Origin of the sequence: Mesorhizobium sp. B2-5-3 (assembly GCF_006441005.1) — a bacterium.
Taxonomy (GTDB): Bacteria; Pseudomonadota; Alphaproteobacteria; order Rhizobiales; family Rhizobiaceae; genus Mesorhizobium.
Map to the genome: position 1 here is coordinate 289,044 of NZ_VFUS01000001.1, position 17,348 is coordinate 306,391.

The 17,348-nt window shown below is 64.0% G+C and carries 14 protein-coding genes; 8 read left to right on the top strand and 6 right to left on the bottom strand.

Features of this window, described 5'->3' with window-relative positions:
* Positions 1–12 precede the first annotated feature (12 nt).
* Complete coding sequence (gene fsa / locus FJ867_RS01505) at positions 13–669, top strand: fructose-6-phosphate aldolase (protein ID WP_140492952.1); 657 nt, start codon at positions 13–15, stop codon at positions 667–669.
* A gap of 73 nt (positions 670–742) precedes the next feature.
* Here fsa and FJ867_RS01510 read toward each other — a convergent pair whose 3' ends face one another.
* The 3 genes from FJ867_RS01510 to leuS all read right to left on the bottom strand — a co-directional run bounded on the left by FJ867_RS01510 (position 743) and on the right by leuS (position 6,756).
* Entirely contained in the window at positions 743–3,304 is a 2,562-nt protein-coding gene (locus tag FJ867_RS01510) for a DNA translocase FtsK (protein WP_140816320.1), read from the bottom strand.
* Positions 3,305–3,566: 262 nt separating this feature from the next.
* Positions 3,567–4,145 carry an LPS assembly lipoprotein LptE gene (lptE, locus tag FJ867_RS01515; protein ID WP_140739071.1) on the bottom strand — a complete coding sequence of 193 codons (579 nt, stop codon included), beginning with the start codon at positions 4,143–4,145 and terminating at the stop codon, positions 3,567–3,569.
* Positions 4,132–6,756, bottom strand: coding sequence for a leucine--tRNA ligase (gene leuS / locus FJ867_RS01520; protein WP_140816322.1), 2,625 nt, complete (start codon positions 6,754–6,756; stop codon positions 4,132–4,134). Before leuS ends, lptE begins: the two co-directional genes overlap by 14 nt.
* A gap of 153 nt (positions 6,757–6,909) precedes the next feature.
* Between leuS and FJ867_RS01525 the strand changes: the two genes are divergently transcribed.
* The 3 genes from FJ867_RS01525 to FJ867_RS01535 all read left to right on the top strand — a co-directional run bounded on the left by FJ867_RS01525 (position 6,910) and on the right by FJ867_RS01535 (position 9,094).
* Positions 6,910–7,572, top strand: a complete 663-nt coding sequence (locus FJ867_RS01525) for a YggS family pyridoxal phosphate-dependent enzyme (protein ID WP_140560738.1) — start codon at positions 6,910–6,912, stop codon at positions 7,570–7,572.
* Positions 7,573–7,672: 100 nt separating this feature from the next.
* Positions 7,673–7,927 carry a type II toxin-antitoxin system Phd/YefM family antitoxin gene (locus FJ867_RS01530; protein ID WP_140492937.1) on the top strand — a complete coding sequence of 85 codons (255 nt, stop codon included), beginning with the start codon at positions 7,673–7,675 and terminating at the stop codon, positions 7,925–7,927.
* A 117-nt stretch (positions 7,928–8,044) separates the two neighbouring features.
* On the top strand, positions 8,045–9,094 hold the full coding sequence (locus FJ867_RS01535; RefSeq protein WP_140816324.1) for an aldo/keto reductase: 1,050 nt from the start codon (positions 8,045–8,047) through the stop codon (positions 9,092–9,094).
* 154 nt (positions 9,095–9,248) lie between these two features.
* On the opposite strand, the gene FJ867_RS01540 is transcribed toward FJ867_RS01535, so the two are convergent.
* Positions 9,249–10,154 carry a LysR family transcriptional regulator gene (locus FJ867_RS01540; protein WP_140492931.1) on the bottom strand — a complete coding sequence of 302 codons (906 nt, stop codon included), beginning with the start codon at positions 10,152–10,154 and terminating at the stop codon, positions 9,249–9,251.
* 124 nt (positions 10,155–10,278) lie between these two features.
* Here FJ867_RS01540 and FJ867_RS01545 point away from each other — a divergent pair, with 124 nt between their 5' ends.
* Both FJ867_RS01545 and FJ867_RS01550 read left to right on the top strand, forming a co-directional pair.
* Complete coding sequence (locus FJ867_RS01545; protein ID WP_140729422.1) at positions 10,279–11,460, top strand: MFS transporter; 1,182 nt, start codon at positions 10,279–10,281, stop codon at positions 11,458–11,460.
* 58 nt (positions 11,461–11,518) lie between these two features.
* Complete coding sequence (locus FJ867_RS01550; RefSeq protein ID WP_140816326.1) at positions 11,519–12,553, top strand: aldo/keto reductase; 1,035 nt, start codon at positions 11,519–11,521, stop codon at positions 12,551–12,553.
* Positions 12,554–12,783: 230 nt separating this feature from the next.
* Here FJ867_RS01550 and FJ867_RS01555 read toward each other — a convergent pair whose 3' ends face one another.
* Positions 12,784–13,056, bottom strand: coding sequence for an usg protein (locus FJ867_RS01555; RefSeq protein WP_140816328.1), 273 nt, complete (start codon positions 13,054–13,056; stop codon positions 12,784–12,786).
* A gap of 304 nt (positions 13,057–13,360) precedes the next feature.
* Here FJ867_RS01555 and acs point away from each other — a divergent pair, with 304 nt between their 5' ends.
* A complete protein-coding gene (gene acs, locus FJ867_RS01560) occupies positions 13,361–15,316 on the top strand; it encodes an acetate--CoA ligase (RefSeq protein ID WP_140580149.1) in 1,956 nt (651 codons plus the stop codon).
* 8 nt (positions 15,317–15,324) lie between these two features.
* Entirely contained in the window at positions 15,325–16,065 is a 741-nt protein-coding gene (locus FJ867_RS01565; protein ID WP_140816330.1) for an MOSC domain-containing protein, read from the top strand.
* 1 nt (position 16,066) lies between these two features.
* On the opposite strand, the gene FJ867_RS01570 is transcribed toward FJ867_RS01565, so the two are convergent.
* Positions 16,067–17,329 carry a cyclopropane-fatty-acyl-phospholipid synthase family protein gene (locus FJ867_RS01570; protein ID WP_140816332.1) on the bottom strand — a complete coding sequence of 421 codons (1,263 nt, stop codon included), beginning with the start codon at positions 17,327–17,329 and terminating at the stop codon, positions 16,067–16,069.
* Between the last annotated feature and the right edge of the window lie 19 nt (positions 17,330–17,348).

Sequence of the window (17,348 nt, forward strand, 5' to 3'; positions counted from 1 at the left end):
CAGGAGACCGCCATGAAATTTTTTGCCGACACAGCCGACATCAAGGAAATCCGCGAACTGATCGATCTGGGGCTGCTCGATGGCGTCACCACCAATCCTTCTCTGATTCTCAAATCGGGCGGCAAGATCTCCGAGGTTACCAAGCAGATCTGCGACATCGTCGAAGGCCCGGTCTCCGCGGAGGTCGTGGCGACCGAATACAAGCAGATGATGGCGGAGGCCGAGGTGCTGGCCAAGATCGCGCCGAATGTCGCCATCAAGGTGCCGTTGACGCTGGACGGACTGAAGGCCTGCAAGACGATCCGCACCGAGATGAACCGCATGGTCAATGTCACGCTGTGCTTCTCGGCCAACCAGGCGCTGCTCGCCGCCAAGGCAGGCGCCTCCTTCATCTCGCCCTTCGTCGGCCGCATCGACGATACCGGCTCCGACGGCATGGAAGTGATCCAGGAGATCCGTCAGATCTACGACAATTACGATTTCCAGACCGAGATCCTGACCGCTTCCGTGCGCACCGTGAACCACGTCAAGCAGGCGGCGCTCATCGGCGCCGATATCGTCACCGCGCCGCCCGCGACACTGAAGGCGCTGGTCAACCACCCGCTGACCGACAAGGGTCTTGCCGCCTTCCTCGCCGACTGGGCCAAGACCGGCCAGAAAATCGGCTGAGCGAGCTTTTATCCGACACGAAAAAAGGCCGGGCAACCGGCCTTTTTTCGTGCGCTGCGGATCAAGAGGCCGGTCAGTCCGTGCCGTCATCCTCAGCTGCGGTTACCGGCGGGCGCCGGCCCATGATGATCTCGCGCTTGCCGACATGGTTTGGTGCACCGACCAGACCCTCCTTCTCCATGCGCTCGACCAGGGACGCGGCGCGGTTATAGCCGATGCCGAGGCGGCGCTGAATGTAGGACGTCGAGCACTTCTTGTCGCGCAACACCACCTTGACCGCCTCGTCATAGCTGGTATCGCCGTCCTCCGCCGCAACGGCGCCCTTGTCGAAGACCGCGCCCTCATCGCCTTCGTCTTCTTCTTCATCCGCGTCGGCCGTCACGGTTTCCAGGTATTCGGGGCGACCCTGCGCCTTCAGATGCGCCACGACATGCTCGACCTCCACGTCGGAGACGAAGGGGCCGTGCACGCGGGCGATGCGCCCGCCGCCCATCATATGCAGCATGTCGCCCTGACCCAGCAGCTGCTCGGCGCCCTGCTCGCCAAGGATGGTGCGGCTGTCGATCTTGGAAGTGACCTGGAAGGAAATCCGGGTCGGAAAATTGGCCTTGATCGTGCCCGTGATGACATCGACCGAGGGGCGCTGCGTCGCCATGATCAGGTGAATGCCGGCCGCGCGCGCCATCTGCGCCAGGCGCTGGATGGCGCCTTCGATCTCCTTGCCGGCGACCATCATCAGGTCGGCCATCTCGTCGACGATGACGACGATGTAAGGCATTGGCGCGAGGTCGATTTCCTGCTGCTCGAAGAGCGGCTCGCCGGTGCCTTTTTCGAAGCCCGCCTGCACGGTCATGACGACCGTCTCGCCGCTTTCGCGGGCTTGGGCGGCGCGTTGATTGTAGCCGTCGATATTGCGCACGCCGAGCCTCGCCATCTTGCGATAGCGGTCCTCCATCTCCCGCACCGCCCATTTGAGCGCGGTAACGGCCTTTTTTGGATCGGTGACGACCGGGGTCAGAAGATGCGGGATGCCGTCATAGACGGAGAGTTCGAGCATCTTGGGATCGACCATGATCAGCCGGCATTCCTCCGGCTTCAGCCGGTAGAGCAGCGACAGGATCATCGTGTTGATGGCAACCGACTTGCCGGAACCGGTGGTGCCGGCAACGAGCAAGTGGGGCATCTTTGCCAGTTCGGCGATGACAGGCTCACCGCCGATCGTCTTGCCGAGGCAGAGCGCCAGCTTGCAGCCGGTCTTGCGGAAGCCCTCCGATTCGATCAGCTCGCGGAAATAGACGGTTTCGCGCGCCTCGTTCGGAAGCTCGATGCCGATGACGTTGCGGCCCGGCACGACGGCGACGCGCGCCGAGATCGCCGACATGGAGCGGGCGATGTCGTCGGCGAGACCGATGACGCGGGAGGATTTGACGCCCGGCGCCGGCTCGAATTCATAGAGAGTGACGACCGGACCGGGGCGAACATGGATGATCTCGCCGCGCACGCCGAAATCCTCGAGCACGCTTTCCAGAAGATCGGCATTCTGCTCGAGCCGCTCCTGCGACATGTAGAAGCCTTGTCCCTCCGGCGGCTGCTGCAACAATTCTTCTGAGGGGAGTTCGTACGTCTCGCCCGTCGCGGTCGGCACGATCCTGCCGACCAGTGGCGCTCGCGACGATGCGCGCGCAGCCGGAGCCGGTACGGCTTGCTCCAAACTTTGCGTGACCAGTGCCGGAACGGCATTGCTTGCGACGGCGGGAATTGCGGCCGGAGCCCGGGCTTGCTGCGGCACGCGGTTCGCCGCCGGCTGAACCGCGGCCTGGTTGGAGTTGGCCGGACGGACATCCGGCACGGCGGACGGAGCTGGCGACCCGGGAAGGCATTCGATGACACGGAACAACGCGGTCGGATCGGCCGTTGGCGCGGGGCGGTTGTCGATCCGCTCGGTGACCACAGGCGCGGTCGTGCGTGCAACCGAAACGGCCCGAGGCGCGGGTGACGGGCCTTCGACCAAATAGGGCGCCATGACCTCGAAAAAGACGTGATCCGACAGATAGGGCCAGCGCACATTTTCGCGCGCCGTCGTCTTGACCGGGGCTGTCGCTGCTTGGGCGGACGCTGCCGGTGCGGACGCCCGCGCCGCCGCAGTCATCCTGTGGCCCGCAGGCGTAGCGGCGGCCCGCGCCTTTTCGCCGGCATGCCCTGACGGAATGGGGGCCGGGGCCGGTTGCACCACCGCTCTGTTGCCGACGGGCGGCCTGGCGGCGCCCGAAGAAAGGTTTCGGCTTGGTATCGGCGCCGATGAAGACGTCCCAGCCGCGGTGGATTGGCCAGGTGCCTGCGGTGCTGGTGATTCGCTTTGCTCGACGGCAATCGCCTCGTCCCGCGGACGGCGCGTGCTGGCTTCATAGTCCGGCGTGCGCGTAAACCGCACATTGGGCGCCAGGAAGAAATAGTCTTGCCAGGCAGGGCTTTCGTTGCCGCCGAGATCGACAGGGGATGGGGAAGGGCCGGCTCCTGCTGCTCTTGCCCGCTGGCTGTCCGCCTTGTTGTCCACACCCGTGAAACGCTTCACCCCGGGGTCATCGGGCGACGCTGCCTTCAATGAACTGACCCGAGGAAAACGCTTGGATTCCATGCTCAAGACTCACGCTGAAATGTCTGCTGAGCAATAGAGAGCGAGTGGTTAACAGTTGCTTCCCGTCGGCCCCCCAAGAGCGGCGAAGCGTGACTTTCACAGCGGTGTCGGACGATCGGACCCGTGCGGCCGATCGTCATCCCACGATCGTCAACACACCCGCGTGCTTCGGCTAAAGGCGAACGGAGAACCGGCTCCGGAGCCGTGGCAAAGGCGGCCTTCAGGCACCAGATTGTTATGCCACCTGAAACGGAGAGCGGCGCTAACCGGCCGTCTTGCCGTGCCGTGCGAGATCCTGGGCGATGGACAGTTGCAGCGCGTTGGCAAGCTCGCGCGCGGCGCGGTTCTCGGCATCGATCTGTGCCCGGTACGCGGCGAATTCCTGGCGCGGCCTGTCGAAAGACGAAGTGATCGCCCGCCTGCCGGTCGCGATCACCGCCCCGGTTTTGGCATCGGTCAGCCTGTAGCCGGCGGTCAGCGTCACCGAACCGGCGGTCGGCTCGTCCTGGTCGGTTCCGACCTGCACGAGCGCCGAGGATTCAACGGCTTCGGTCACGCCGAGGTCGAGCGAGTAGGCCGGCGATGCCGGTTCGCCGGCGCCGCGCCCAAATCCGAAGATCAAATTGTTGCGCACCTGCTGGCCGTAACGCGTCCTGACCGGTTTGATGGCGATCGACGCCAGTTCGGCATTGGCGCTCGAGCCGGTCGACAGCGGCGCGCTCGAGTAGAGCGGCCGCACCTGGCAGGCCGAAACGAGCGCAAGCGAGCCGACAAGGCCGGCAAGCGCGGCACGGCGCAGCAAACGGCTCAGCTCTGTCTTTTCCCGATCAGGCAACGACATTGACGATCCTCTGCGGCACGATGATCACCTTGCGCGGAGCCTTGCCTTCGAGCGCCTTCTGCACGAAGTCGAGAGCGAGCACGGCTTTTTCGACCGCACCTTGGTCCGTGTCGCGGGCAATTGTCAAATCCCCGCGCTTCTTGCCGTTGACCTGGACCGGGTAGGTGACCTCATTGTCGACGACCAGCGCCGGGTCGAAGATCGGCCACGGCCGTTCTGCGACCAGATCGGCACCGCCGAGCGCCTCCCAGCATTCCTCGGCCAGATGCGGCATGATCGGCGCGATCAGGTGCACGAGCACCTCCACGGCCTCCCGGCAGGCGCCTTTGAGCGCGGCATCGGCCTTGCCTTCGGCCACCTCATTGAGCGGCGTGGTCAGCGCGTTGGCGAGTTCGTAGATGCGGGCGATGGCGCGGTTGAATGCGAGTTTCTCGATGTCCTCGCCGACCGCTTTCAGGATCTTGTGCGTGGCCTTGGAAACCGCCCCGGCTTCACCGCCACCGCCCGCTATGGGTGCGATGCCGGCCAGCGATTCGGCCGCGGTCGAGACCAGGCGCCAGATGCGCTGCATGAAGCGATGCGCGCCGGCGGCGCCATCGTCGGTCCATTCGACGTCGCGTTCGGGCGGCGAATCCGACAGCATGAACCAGCGCGCGGTGTCGGCGCCGTAGCCGTCGGTGATGTCTTCCGGGCTGACCGTGTTCTTCTTCGACTTCGACATCTTTTCCAGGGAGCCGATCTCCGCCGTCTCGCCCGTGGCGATCTCGACGGCGCGGCGCTTGCCGCCGACGTCCTCCAGCCGCACCTCGGTCGGCGCCAGCCAGCGCCCGTTCGATGCCGATCCCACGCGATAGGTCTCGTGCACCACCATGCCTTGCGTGAACAGGCCCTTGAACGGCTCGGCCAGGTCGAGATGGCCGGTCTCGCGCATGGCCCGGGTGAAGAAGCGCGAATAGAGCAGATGCAGGATCGCGTGCTCGATGCCGCCGATATACTGGTCGACGGCCAGCCACTCGTTCGCCGCCTTCGGGTCGGTCGGCTCGTTCGCCCAGGGCGCGGTGAAGCGGGCGAAATACCAGGACGAATCGACGAACGTGTCCATCGTGTCGGTTTCGCGCCGCGCATCCTTGCCGCATTGCGGGCATTTGACATGCCGCCAGGTCGGGTGGCGGTCCAGCGGGTTGCCTGGGCGGTCGAACTCGACATCGTCGGGCAGCTTCACCGGCAGGTCTGCCTTCGGCACCGGCACCACGCCGCAATCCTCGCAATGGATCATCGGGATCGGGCAGCCCCAGTAGCGCTGGCGCGAAATGCCCCAGTCGCGCAGGCGGAAGTTGACCTTGCGCTCGGCCATCGGCCGGTTGCCGATCGTCTTCTGCTCCAGCAGCTTCGCCACCTCGTCGAACGCCCGCTCTGGCTTCATGCCATCGAGGAAGCGCGAATTGATCATCACGCCGTCGTCGACATAGGCTTCGTCGATGACCTGGAAGGTCTTGGGATCAGCACCTTCCGGCATCACCACCGGGATCACCGGCAGGCCGTATTTGTTGGCGAAATCGAGGTCGCGCTGGTCGCCGGACGGGCAGCCGAAGATGGCGCCGGTGCCGTAGTCCATCAGCACGAAATTGGCGACATAGACCGGCAGCGTCCAGTTCTCGTCGAACGGATGCACGACGCGGATGCCGGTGTCGAAGCCCTTCTTCTCGGCCGTCTCCAGCGCCGCCACCGAAGTGCCCATATGGCGGACTTCGTCAATAAAGCTCGCCAGCGCCGGATTGGTCTCGGCGGCCTTCCGGGCCAGCGGATGGTCGGCGGCGACCGCCATGAAGGAGGCGCCGAAGATGGTGTCGGGCCTCGTCGTATAGACTTCCAGCTCTTGCTCGCCGGCGACGGGAGCCGCCAGCGGCCAGCGGATCAGCAGGCCTTCCGAACGGCCGATCCAATTGTGCTGCATCAGCTTGACCTTCTCGGGCCATTCGTCGAGGCGATCGAGCGAATCCAGGAGATCCTGCGCAAAGTCGGTTATCCTGAAGAACCATTGCGTCAGCTCGCGCTGTTCGACCAGCGCGCCCGAGCGCCAGCCGCGCCCGTCGATGACCTGCTCGTTGGCGAGCACCGTCATGTCCTCCGGATCCCAATTGACCTTCGAGGATTTGCGCGTCACCAGGCCCTTCTCGACAAAGTCGAGGAACAGCATCTGCTGGCGGTGGTAGTAGTCGACATCGCAAGTCGCGAATTCGCGCGCCCAGTCCAGCGACAGGCCCATGACCTTGAGCTGTTCGCGCATGGTGGCGATGTTCTGGTAGGTCCATTCCTTGGGATGGACCTTGTTCTGCATCGCCGCGTTCTCGGCCGGCATGCCGAAGGCGTCCCAGCCCATCGGATGCAGCACGTTGAAACCCTTGGCCCGCTTGTAGCGCGCCACCACATCGCCCATCGTATAGTTGCGCGTATGCCCGATATGGATGCGTCCCGATGGATAGGGGAACATCTCCAGCACGTAGTATTTCGGGCGCGGATCATCGTTGTGCGCCTCGAACAGCTTCCTGTCGGCCCAGGCCTTCTGCCATTTGGGCTCTGACGCGCGCGGATTGTATCGTTCGGTTGCCATGGGACGTTTTTCACTTAAAAAGCATGCGGACTGCGGGCGACAGCTCGGCAGTCCATTGGATGTGGTCCGGGTGTTCACCATGGTTTGGCAAACCCGTCAACCATATGGGTATCGCGTCTGGAAAAAACGCGGTCAAAACAGCGGGATTTGGACATGGGCGACGCCGTTCAGCAGGTTTTAGCGGTCAAGGCGAAGATCGCCGCCGCCGAGCGCGAAGCCCGGCGCGACGCTGGCGCAGTGACGCTGGTCGCGGTTTCCAAGACCTTTGACGCCGCCGACATCAGGCCCGTCATCGAGGCAGGCCAGCGCGTCTTCGGCGAGAACCGGGTGCAGGAAGCGCAGGGCAAGTGGCCGGCGCTGAAAGAGGCTTTCCCCGATGTCGAACTGCATCTGATCGGACCGCTGCAATCGAACAAGGCCAGGGAAGCCGTGGCGCTGTTCGACGTCATCGAGACGGTCGATCGCGAGAAGATCGCCGCCGAACTCGCCAAGGAGATCGCCCGGCAAGGCCGGGCGCCAAAGCTCTACGTCCAGGTCAACACCGGCTCCGAGCCGCAGAAGGCCGGCATCGAGCCGCGCGACGCCGTGACCTTCGTCGCCCGCTGCCGCGATGTCCACGGCCTCGCCATCGAAGGCCTGATGTGCATTCCGCCGGCGGACGAGAACCCCGGCCCGCATTTCGCCCTGCTGGAAAAATTGGCGCGGGAGGCAGGCGTCGCCAAACTGTCGATGGGCATGTCCGGCGATTACGAGACGGCCATCGCCTTCGGCGCCACCAGTGTCAGGGTCGGTTCGGCGATCTTCGGCAGTCGATAAAACCTTCCGCCCTGGGTTGGCCCTGTCGTCTGTGAGTTCTAAGCCTGTGATACACAGACGGACTGAACACATCTTGCGAGTTAAGCGAGGAGTAGTCTTCTTGAGCTGGCAGCTGCGGGACGCAAGAAACAACCTCTCGAAGCTGGTAAGACAGTCGCGCGAAAAAGGGCCGCAAACCATTACGGTGCGAGGGCAGCCATCTGCCGTGGTGCTAGCGGTTGAGGACTACGAACGGTGGGTTGGCGCAAAGCCCTCCCTTGCGCAATATCTTCTCTCCGTCCTCGTCTGGGATGACGAATTTGTCGAGGAGGTCAATCGCCGCCCGAACACAATGATCCGAGCGGTCCATCTCTGACAAGTTTCTGTCACCGGCAAGATGGTCCAGTTCTACCGGCTGATTACGCCAGCGCTGGAAACGAAACGTACCGTTCCTATTTGATCTGTGTCATCACAAATCTCTGGAGCTTTCGCCATGCATTACAACCAGCTTGGAAATACGGGGATGTTCGTCTCCGAACTCTGCCTCGGCACCATGACCTTCGGTGCAGCCGGCCAGAATGCCCAATGGGGCCTGATCGCCAGTCTCGACCAGAAAGGCGTCAACGAGATCGTCGGCCGCTCGCTCGCCGCCGGGGTCAATTTCTTCGACACGGCCGATGTCTATTCCTTCGGCGAATCCGAGCGCCTGCTCGGCCAGTCGCTCAGGGATCTCGGCGTTGACAGGTCGAGCGTCGTCGTCGCCACCAAGGTTCACGGCGCCATGGGCGAAGGCCCGAACCAGCGCGGCTCCTCGCGCGGCCACATCATGGACTCGGTCGATGCCAGCCTGGAACGGCTGCAGCTCGATCATATCGATCTCTATCAGTTGCACGGAACCGACGCGGTGACGCCGATCGATGAGACGCTCAGGGCACTGGACGATCTCGTCGCCAGCGGCAAGGTCCGCTATCTCGGCGTATCCAACTGGCAGGCCTGGCGCATCGCCAAGGCGCTTGGCATAGCCGACCGCAAGGGCTTTGCCCGCTTCGAGACCATCCAGTCCTATTACTCGATCGCCGGTCGTGATCTCGAGCGCGAGATCGTGCCGCTGATCAACGAGGAGAAGCTCGGTCTTATGGTCTGGTCGCCGATGGCCGGCGGACTGCTGTCCGGCAAATACGGCCCTGGTGCGCCCGGCAATGGCGAGGGCCGCCGCGCCTCCTTCAACTTCCCACCGGTCAACGAGGACCGCGCCTGGGCGGCGGTCGCGGTCATGCGCGAGATCGCCAAAAAGCATGACGTCAGCGTCGCTACCGTGGCACTAGGCTATGTCCTGGCCAAGCCCTTCGTGATGAGCGTGATCATCGGCGCCAGCCGCATGGATCAGCTCGAACAGAACCTTGCCGCCACGAACCTCAAACTTGATACCGATGATCTCGCCAGACTGGACGAGGTGAGCGCGCTGCCGGCCGAATATCCCGGCTGGATGCTGGAGCGGCAGGCGGCAGGCCGGCGGCCGGCGCCGTTCGTGCCGAAGGCCTGATCGCTTTTCGAGCTTGCTTCGAAGCCGCGTGCCTTAGGTACGCGGCTTCTCAGTTAGAGCAATTCCAAGAAAAGTGTGTGCGGTTTTCTGTCCAGAATTGCGTCAAAACAAAGAGTTAGAGCGGTTCGCCGTTTCCACGAAACGGTGAACTGCTCTAGAGGCGAACGGCCTCCGAGAGAAAATCGAGAAAAGCCCGCACCCGCGCAGGCAGATGCTTGCCCTGGCCGACATAGACGGCATGGGTGGCCTCCTCGTCGCCTGGGTTGAATTCCTCCAGCAACGGGACGAATGCCCCCGCGTCGATGTCCGGCTGGACATGCCAGCGCGCCAGCCGAGCGATTCCGCCTCCCGCCAGCGCGATCCGCCGCATCGCCTCGCCGTCGGTCAGCGTTGCGTTTCCGACAACCGGGACGATGACCGGCGCACCTGCCGCATCGACAAAAGGCCAGCCGTCTATATGCCGCGCAAAGCCGAAGGCCAGCATATTGTGACGCCCGAGATCGGCCAGCGTGCGCGGCGTCCCACGCGCTTCGACATAGGAGGGTGCCGCGACCAGCACCATCCGGCTCTGCCCCAGTTTGCGCGCTACCAGCCGTGACTCGCGCAAGGGCCCGGCGCGTATCGCCACATCGGCGCGCTCCTCCAGAAGGTCGATCACGCTGTCTGTCAGCACGGCGTCGACGGAAATCTCGGGATAACGCTCCAGAAACCGAGGCAGCAGCGACATCAGCCGGTGGTGGCCGAACGGCACGTAGCTGTTGACCCTCAACCGGCCGCGCGGCGCCGCCCCGGCGGCCGCCTCGCGCTCGGCCGCGTCCATGTCGGCGAGGATGCGCATGCCGCTGTCGTAGAAAGCAGTGCCTTCCGGCGTCAGTTGCAGCTTGCGCGTCGAGCGGGTGACCAGCCGCGCGCCGAGCCTGGCCTCCAGCCGCGCGATCAATTTGCTCACCGCGGACGGGGTCATGCGCAAGGCACGTGCCGCCGCCGAAAAGCTGCCCGCCTCGACGACGCGTACAAACACTTCGATCTCGCCGGAACGGTTGATGTCGGATCTCGCCATCTGTGAATCTATTTCACAGAAAGTATGCCTGAAGCAAGTCTGGTTCACATCGCATGGCCACACGATCTTCCCGTTCGGGGCGCGGCCTGGACAGGGCGCCCGTCACCGCCGAAGTGGAAACATCATGCCTCTCGCTCTCTATGCTCTCGCCGCCGGCGCCTTCGGCATCGGCGTCACCGAATTCGTCATCATGGGCCTGCTCATCGACGTCAGCAAAGATCTCGGCGTCTCGATCTCGGCCGCCGGCCAACTGATTTCCGGCTATGCGCTGGGCGTCGTCATCGGAGCACCTCTGCTGACGGTCGCCACCGGCAACTGGCCGCGCAAGACGGTGCTTCTGGCGCTGATGGCGATCTTCACCATTGGCAATCTGGCCTGTGCGCTGGCGCCTGATTATTGGACGTTGATGGGCGCGCGCGTCATCACCGCCTTTGCCCATGGCACCTTCTTCGGCGTCGGCTCGGTGGTCGCCACCGGATTGGTCGCGCCCAACAAGAAGGCGTCGGCGATCGCGCTCATGTTCACCGGCCTGACCATCGCCAACATTCTCGGCGTTCCCTTCGGCACCTGGCTGGGCCAGGCTTTTGGCTGGCGCGCCACCTTCTGGGCGGTGACCGCGGTCGGTCTCGCGGCCTTTGCCGTCATCCTGGCACTGGTGCCGCGCAATCGGACAGCTCCCGAGAAGAGCGACCTGCGCGCCGATCTCGCCGTGCTGCGCCGTACGCCCGTCCTGCTCGGCTTCGCCACCACCGTTCTCGGCTATGCCGGCGTCTTCGCCGTCTTCACCTATATCGCCCCGTTGCTGACCGAGATCAGCGGCTTCAAGGAAGCGGCCGTTTCGCCGATCCTGCTCGTCTTCGGCGGCGGCCTCATCGCCGGCAATATCGCCGGCGGCAAGATCGCCGACCGCTGGCTGGTGCCGGCGGTGCTCGGCAGCCTCGTGGTGCTCGCCCTGGTTCTGGCGACCATGAGCTTTGCTATCCACAGCCAGGTGTTGGCCGTGATCTATGTCGGCCTGCTGGGCGCCGCCGCCTTCGCCACCGTGGCGCCTTTGCAGATGTGGGTGCTGGAAAAGGCCCAAGGTGCTGGCCAGAGCCTCGCCTCGTCCTTCAACATCGCCGCCTTCAACCTCGGCAACGCCGCCGGCGCCTGGCTCGGCGGCGCGGTCATTGCCCAAGGTCTTGGCTTGGGTTCGCTCACCTGGATCGCCGCCCTGCTGCCGGTCGCGGCACTCGCCGTGGCGGGACTGGCCCTGCGTCTCGACCGCGGCACCGCGCTCGGCGCGCCCGTCTGCGTCCGGTCGTGAAGCTCGCCGGCAAAGCCGGATCGATTCGACTTCTTTCAAAATCACAAGGAGCAAGAAAATGGACTATCGAAATCTTGGCGCATCGGGCCTGAAGGTGCCGGTGCTCTCGTTCGGAGCGGGAACCTTCGGCGGTTCCGGCCCGCTGTTCGGCGCATGGGGCAACAGCGACGCCAGGGAAGCGCGGAGCCTGATCGACATCTGCCTCGAGGCCGGCGTCAATCTGTTCGACACCGCCGATGTCTATTCGAACGGCGCCTCGGAAGAGGTGCTCGGCGAGGCGATCAAGGGCCGGCGCGATGCCGTGCTGATCTCGACCAAGACCTCGCTGCCGATGGGCGACGGGCCGGCCGACTATGGTTCCTCGCGTTCGCGGCTGATCAAGGCCGTCGACGCCGCGCTGAAGCGGCTCGGCACCGATTACATCGACCTGTTGCAACTGCACGCCTTCGATGCCGGCACGCCGATCGAGGAAGTGCTATCGACGCTGGACGGCCTCGTGCGCGCCGGCAAATTGCGCTATGTCGGGGTCTCCAATTTCTCCGGCTGGCAGGTGATGAAATCGCTCGGGCTGGCCGACAGGCACGGCTATCCGCGCTATGTCGCGCATCAGGTCTACTATTCGCTGGTCGGCCGCGACTATGAATGGGAGCTGATGCCGCTCGGCCTCGACCAGGGCGTCGGCGCGCTGGTCTGGAGCCCGCTCGGCTGGGGCCGCCTGACCGGCAAGATCCGTCGCGGCCAGCCATTGCCCGACAAAAGCCGGCTGCACGACACCGCGAGCTTCGGACCGCCGGTCGAGGACGAGCATCTCTACCGGGTCATGGAGGCCCTCGATGCGGTGGCGCAGGAGACAGGCAGGACCGTGCCGCAGATCGCCATCAACTGGCTGTTGCAGCGCCCGACCGTGTCGTCCGTCATCATCGGCGCCCGCAACGAGGAGCAGTTGCGCCAGAACCTCGGCGCCGTCGGCTGGACGTTGACGCCGGAGCAGATCGGGAAGCTCGATGCGGCAAGCGAGGTCACCGCGCCCTACCCTTATTTTCCCTACCGCCGCCAGGAGGCCTTCGCCCGGCTGAGCCCGCCGGCGGTTTGAGCGTGTCCGACCGCTAGAGCCGAAGATTAGCGGGGCGGCGCCCGCCTCTGTCCTGCCGGACATCTCCCCCACGGGGGGAGATTGGATGTCACCTCGGCTTTCGCCAATTTCCAACGTGAAGGGATGGCGCTGTTAGCAAAGCTGCCGATCTCCCCCCACGTGGGGGAGATGTCCGGCAGGACAGAGGGGGCGCCGTAGAGTGCCGACCTTACGGCCTCGGACAGCGGCCCCTAATGCAGCACGAACTCGCCGTCGACCTTGCGCCACTCGTTGGGCGCGATGAGCTTCTGGTGCGTGTAGCTGACCGAATGCAGCGGCCCCTCGAGCTTGGTCTTCCAGAACTCGATGAAGCGGATCAGCACCGGAAACTTCGGCGCGATGTCGTAGTCCTGCCATATGAAGCTCTGCAACAGATGCGGATGGTCTGGGAAATGATAAAGGATATTGGCCGTAGTCAGGCCATAGCCCCGCAGCATCAGGTCCATTTCAATCTGGTCGCGCATTTTTGCTCCCCGGGTTGATTCTCCTTCCTCCCAACAATGGATTGTGCGCGCGGTTGCTTAACCGTCTATTGATTTTTTCTTGATCGAAACCGGCTTTAGCACGCGAAAACATGAAGTTAGCAGCGGTCCGGTGCAAGTGCTGACAGCAGCCGCGGACCCATGTGCGGCATCCCGCCGCGCAAACCCAACGTCTAATGTTGCCGTCATCGCGGAACTGTTAATAATGCGCGCGAATTCGCGGCCGCGTCGCCGCGATCCCGCTGGCGGTTCAAGCCGGCGTTAGTTTCGGGAGGAAAAGCAGGAAATGTCCGAGGTTCATGTCCACCGCGTTCAGCCGGCCTGGAAGAAGAATGCGCTGATCGACAACGACACCTATCTCAAATGGTACGCCGACAGCGTGAAGAATCCGGACAGGTTCTGGGGCAAGCACGGCAAGCGCATCGACTGGTTCAAACCCTTCTCCAAGGTCAGCAACGCCTCCTTCGACGGCAAGGTCTCCATCAAATGGTTCGAGGACGGCCAGACCAATGTTTCCTACAACTGCATCGACCGCCACCTGAAGAAGCGCGGCAACCAGACCGCCATCATCTGGGAAGGCGACAACCCCTACGACGACCGCAAGATCACCTACAATGAGCTCTATGCGCATGTCTGCCGCTTCGCCAACGTGCTGAAGAAGCACGGCGTCAAGAAGGGCGACCGCGTCACCCTCTATATGCCCATGATCCCGGAAGCGGCCTATGCGATGCTCGCCTGCACGCGTATCGGCGCCATCCACTCGGTCGTCTTCGGCGGCTTTTCGCCCGACGCGCTCGCCGGCCGCATCGACGATTGCAAGTCGACCATCGTCATCACCGCTGACGAGGGCCTGCGCGGCGGCAAGCCGATCCCGTTGAAGGAGAACACCGACAAGGCAATCGAGATCGCGGCAAAAGCCGGTACCAGGGTCGAAAAGGTGGTGGTGGTCCGCCGCACCGGCGGCAAGATCGGCTGGGCGCCGGGCCGCGACGTCTGGTACCACGAAGAGGCCGCGACCGTTAAGGCTGAGTGCAAGCCGGAGAAGATGAAGGCGGAGGATCCGCTGTTCATCCTCTATACATCGGGTTCGACCGGCAAGCCGAAAGGCGTGCTGCACACCACGGCGGGTTATCTCGTATACGTCTCGATGACGCACCAATATGTCTTCGACTATCATGATGGCGACATCTACTGGTGCACCGCCGATGTCGGCTGGGTCACCGGCCACAGCTACATCGTCTACGGGCCGCTCGCCAACGGCGCCACCACGCTGATGTTCGAGGGCGTACCCAACTACCCCTCGCAGTCGCGCTTCTGGGAAGTCATCGACAAGCACCAGGTCAACATCTTCTACACCGCGCCGACGGCGCTGCGCGCCCTGATGGGCGCCGGCGACAACCACGTGAAAAAGGCGTCGCGCAAATCGCTGCGCGTGCTGGGCTCGGTCGGCGAACCGATCAATCCGGAGGCATGGGAGTGGTATTTCAACGTCGTCGGCAACGCCAAGGTGCCGATCGTCGACACCTGGTGGCAGACCGAGACCGGCGGCATCATGATCACGCCGCTGCCGGGCGCCACCGACCTCAAGGCTGGCTCGGCCACGCGGCCCTTCTTCGGTGTCAAGCCGCAACTGGTCGACGGCGAGGGCAAGGTGCTTGAAGGAGCCGCCGACGGCAATCTGTGCATCACCGAGTCATGGCCCGGCCAGATGCGCACCGTCTATGGCGATCACGACCGCTTCGTGCAGACCTATTTTTCGACCTACAAGGGCAAGTACTTCACCGGCGACGGCTGCCGCCGCGATGCCGACGGCTATTACTGGATCACCGGCCGCGTCGACGACGTCATCAACGTCTCCGGCCACCGCATGGGCACGGCCGAGGTCGAATCCGCATTGGTCAGCCATGACAAGGTTTCGGAAGCCGCCGTCGTCGGTTATCCCCACGACATCAAGGGCCAGGGCATCTACTGCTACGTCACGCTGATGGCCGGCGAGACGCCGAGCGAGGACTTGCGCAAGGAGCTCCTCGCCCATGTCCGCAAGGAGATCGGCGCCATTGCCACGCCCGACAAGATCCAGTTCGCACCCGGCCTGCCCAAGACCCGCTCGGGCAAGATCATGCGGCGCATCCTGCGCAAGATTGCCGAGGACGATTTCGGCGCCCTTGGCGATACCTCGACGCTCGCCGATCCGGCCGTCGTCGACGACCTCGTCGCCAACCGCCAGAACAAGAAAGGCTGACACCGGCCATGGCAGCGATAGGCAGCGTTGCCGAACTCTGGCGCTATCCGGCGAGTTCGCTCGCCGGCGAACGCCTGGAGACGATCGCGGTCGGCACCGAGAGCATCGAGGGCGACCGCATGTTCGGCCTGGTCGATGCCTCCGACAATGAGATCGCCCGGCCCGATCGCGAGCCGAAGTGGCACAAGGTGCCGCGCATCCGCACCCGGCTGACGGGCGACCGCGAGCTCGAGATCGCGATTCCCGGCGCGGATTGGCTGGCAGCGCCCGGCGCCGAAAGCGATCGTGCCGTTTCCGACTATCTAGGCTTTCCGGCCTCGATCCGTCCGTTCGGCCTGGAGAACGCCCCGCCGGCCTATACCGGCCCGTTGACCGAGGCGCGCTACCGCAAGGCGCCGATCCATCTGTTGACCACCGCCTCCCTGGCGCGCCTGAAGGCGCTGCATCCGCAAGGCACTCCCGACCCACGCCGCTTCCGTCCCAACATCGTCATCGACATGGCGGCGATCGAAGGCTCTTTCCCCGAAACCGAATGGATCGGCAGGAAGCTCGCCGTCGGCGACCTGCTGTTGACCATCTCCGAGCCGTGCCGCCGCTGCGGCTTCACCATCATCGCCCAGGACGGTTTCGACGACGATCCGGCGATCCTGCGCAATCTGGTGCGTCATAACGCGCACAATCTCGGCGTCTACTGCACCGTCGACCGCGCCGCCAGCATCAAGGTCGGCGACGGGATGCGATTCGCCTGAATTACCGGTAGAGGTCCGCCCGCGTCGGCGGCAGGCCGCTCGGGCCCCGCGTCCGCTTGGTGGCGACCGTCTGGAAAATCTGCGCCGAGGCGCGATCGAAAGCGATCGAACAGCTGGCCAGGTAAAGCAGCCACAGCCGCGCCTTGGCTTCTCCCACTTCGGCGATGGCCTCGTCGAAGCGCGCATGCAGGCGCTCTGCCCACAGCCGGCAGGTGCGGGCGTAGTGCTCGCGTAGATTCTCGACGTCGTGGACGAGGAAGCCGTGTGCTTCCAGATTGCCGCACGTCATGCCGATCGTGTCGATCTCGCCACCCGGGAAGATGTATTTGATCAGCGCCTTGTATTCCGAGCCCTTGCGCAAGGTCTTCTTCATGCTGCCCTTACTGCGCCTGGTGATGGCATGATGCAGATAGATGCCGCCCGGCTTGAGCAGGCGATGGACGGTCGAGAAGTAGGCGGCGTGGTTGGCCAGCCCCAGATGCTCGAACATGCCGATCGAGGATATCTTGTCGAAACTTCCGGTGAGCTCGGCATAGGATTTTATCTCGATTGTGATCCGGTCCTCCAGCCCCTCGGCCCGAATGCGTTCGCGGGCGAGTCCGGTCTGGGCCTCCGACAACGAGACGCCATGGCCGACGACGCCATGATGCTTCGCCGCATGGATCAGCATCGCGCCCCAGCCGCAGCCGATATCGAGCAGGCGGTCGCCGGGCTTCAGCCGGAGCTTGCGGCAGATATGCTCGAGCTTGTCGGCCTGGGCCTGGTCGATGTCATTGGCGAAATCCTTGAAATACCCGCAGCTGTAGACCATGCGCTCGTCGAGGAAGAGCCGGTAGAAGACGTTCGATATGTCGTAATGATGCTGGATCGCCTGCTTGTTGGAGCCGCTGACAAAGGGATTTTGCCCGGCGAGGTCGGCGCGTTGCGTCATCTGCCTTCGCGAGAACAGCACGGCCGGCAGGTCGCGCATGATCGCGAGCTTCGGCAGCGCCTTGAACCGCAGCTTGCCTTGTGAAGGCAGCGCATAGAGGTCAAACAGCGACCCCTCCTCCACATCGACCGCCTTGGAAATCCACATCTCGACCAGCGTCGAGAAATTTGGCCGGCGGGCCAGTTGCCAGACGATGTCCTGGTCGTTGATGGCAAGCACCGGGCCGCCGGCCGGACCGATGCGCTCGCCGGTCCAAAGCCTGACGGCAAAGCCCGGCTTCAACGCCTGGACGACCGTGCGAACGATGCGTGCTGCTCTTTCGGTAGCGTCCATGCCGTCCCCCACTACATTC

What these genes read in the sequence shown, in the direction of transcription:
- FJ867_RS01525 (WP_140560738.1), top strand. Translation starts at nt 6,910, where the DNA reads ATGGGCGACGCCGTTCAGCAGGTTTTAGCGGTCAAGGCGAAGATCGCC.
- leuS (WP_140816322.1), bottom strand. Translation starts at nt 6,756, where the DNA reads ATGGCAACCGAACGATACAATCCGCGCGCGTCAGAGCCCAAATGGCAG.
- FJ867_RS01510 (WP_140816320.1), bottom strand. Translation starts at nt 3,304, where the DNA reads ATGGAATCCAAGCGTTTTCCTCGGGTCAGTTCATTGAAGGCAGCGTCG.
- FJ867_RS01545 (WP_140729422.1), top strand. Translation starts at nt 10,279, where the DNA reads ATGCCTCTCGCTCTCTATGCTCTCGCCGCCGGCGCCTTCGGCATCGGC.
- FJ867_RS01570 (WP_140816332.1), bottom strand. Translation starts at nt 17,329, where the DNA reads ATGGACGCTACCGAAAGAGCAGCACGCATCGTTCGCACGGTCGTCCAG.
- FJ867_RS01540 (WP_140492931.1), bottom strand. Translation starts at nt 10,154, where the DNA reads ATGGCGAGATCCGACATCAACCGTTCCGGCGAGATCGAAGTGTTTGTA.
- acs (WP_140580149.1), top strand. Translation starts at nt 13,361, where the DNA reads ATGTCCGAGGTTCATGTCCACCGCGTTCAGCCGGCCTGGAAGAAGAAT.
- lptE (WP_140739071.1), bottom strand. Translation starts at nt 4,145, where the DNA reads ATGTCGTTGCCTGATCGGGAAAAGACAGAGCTGAGCCGTTTGCTGCGC.
- FJ867_RS01535 (WP_140816324.1), top strand. Translation starts at nt 8,045, where the DNA reads ATGCATTACAACCAGCTTGGAAATACGGGGATGTTCGTCTCCGAACTC.
- FJ867_RS01565 (WP_140816330.1), top strand. Translation starts at nt 15,325, where the DNA reads ATGGCAGCGATAGGCAGCGTTGCCGAACTCTGGCGCTATCCGGCGAGT.
- FJ867_RS01550 (WP_140816326.1), top strand. Translation starts at nt 11,519, where the DNA reads ATGGACTATCGAAATCTTGGCGCATCGGGCCTGAAGGTGCCGGTGCTC.
- fsa (WP_140492952.1), top strand. Translation starts at nt 13, where the DNA reads ATGAAATTTTTTGCCGACACAGCCGACATCAAGGAAATCCGCGAACTG.
- FJ867_RS01555 (WP_140816328.1), bottom strand. Translation starts at nt 13,056, where the DNA reads ATGCGCGACCAGATTGAAATGGACCTGATGCTGCGGGGCTATGGCCTG.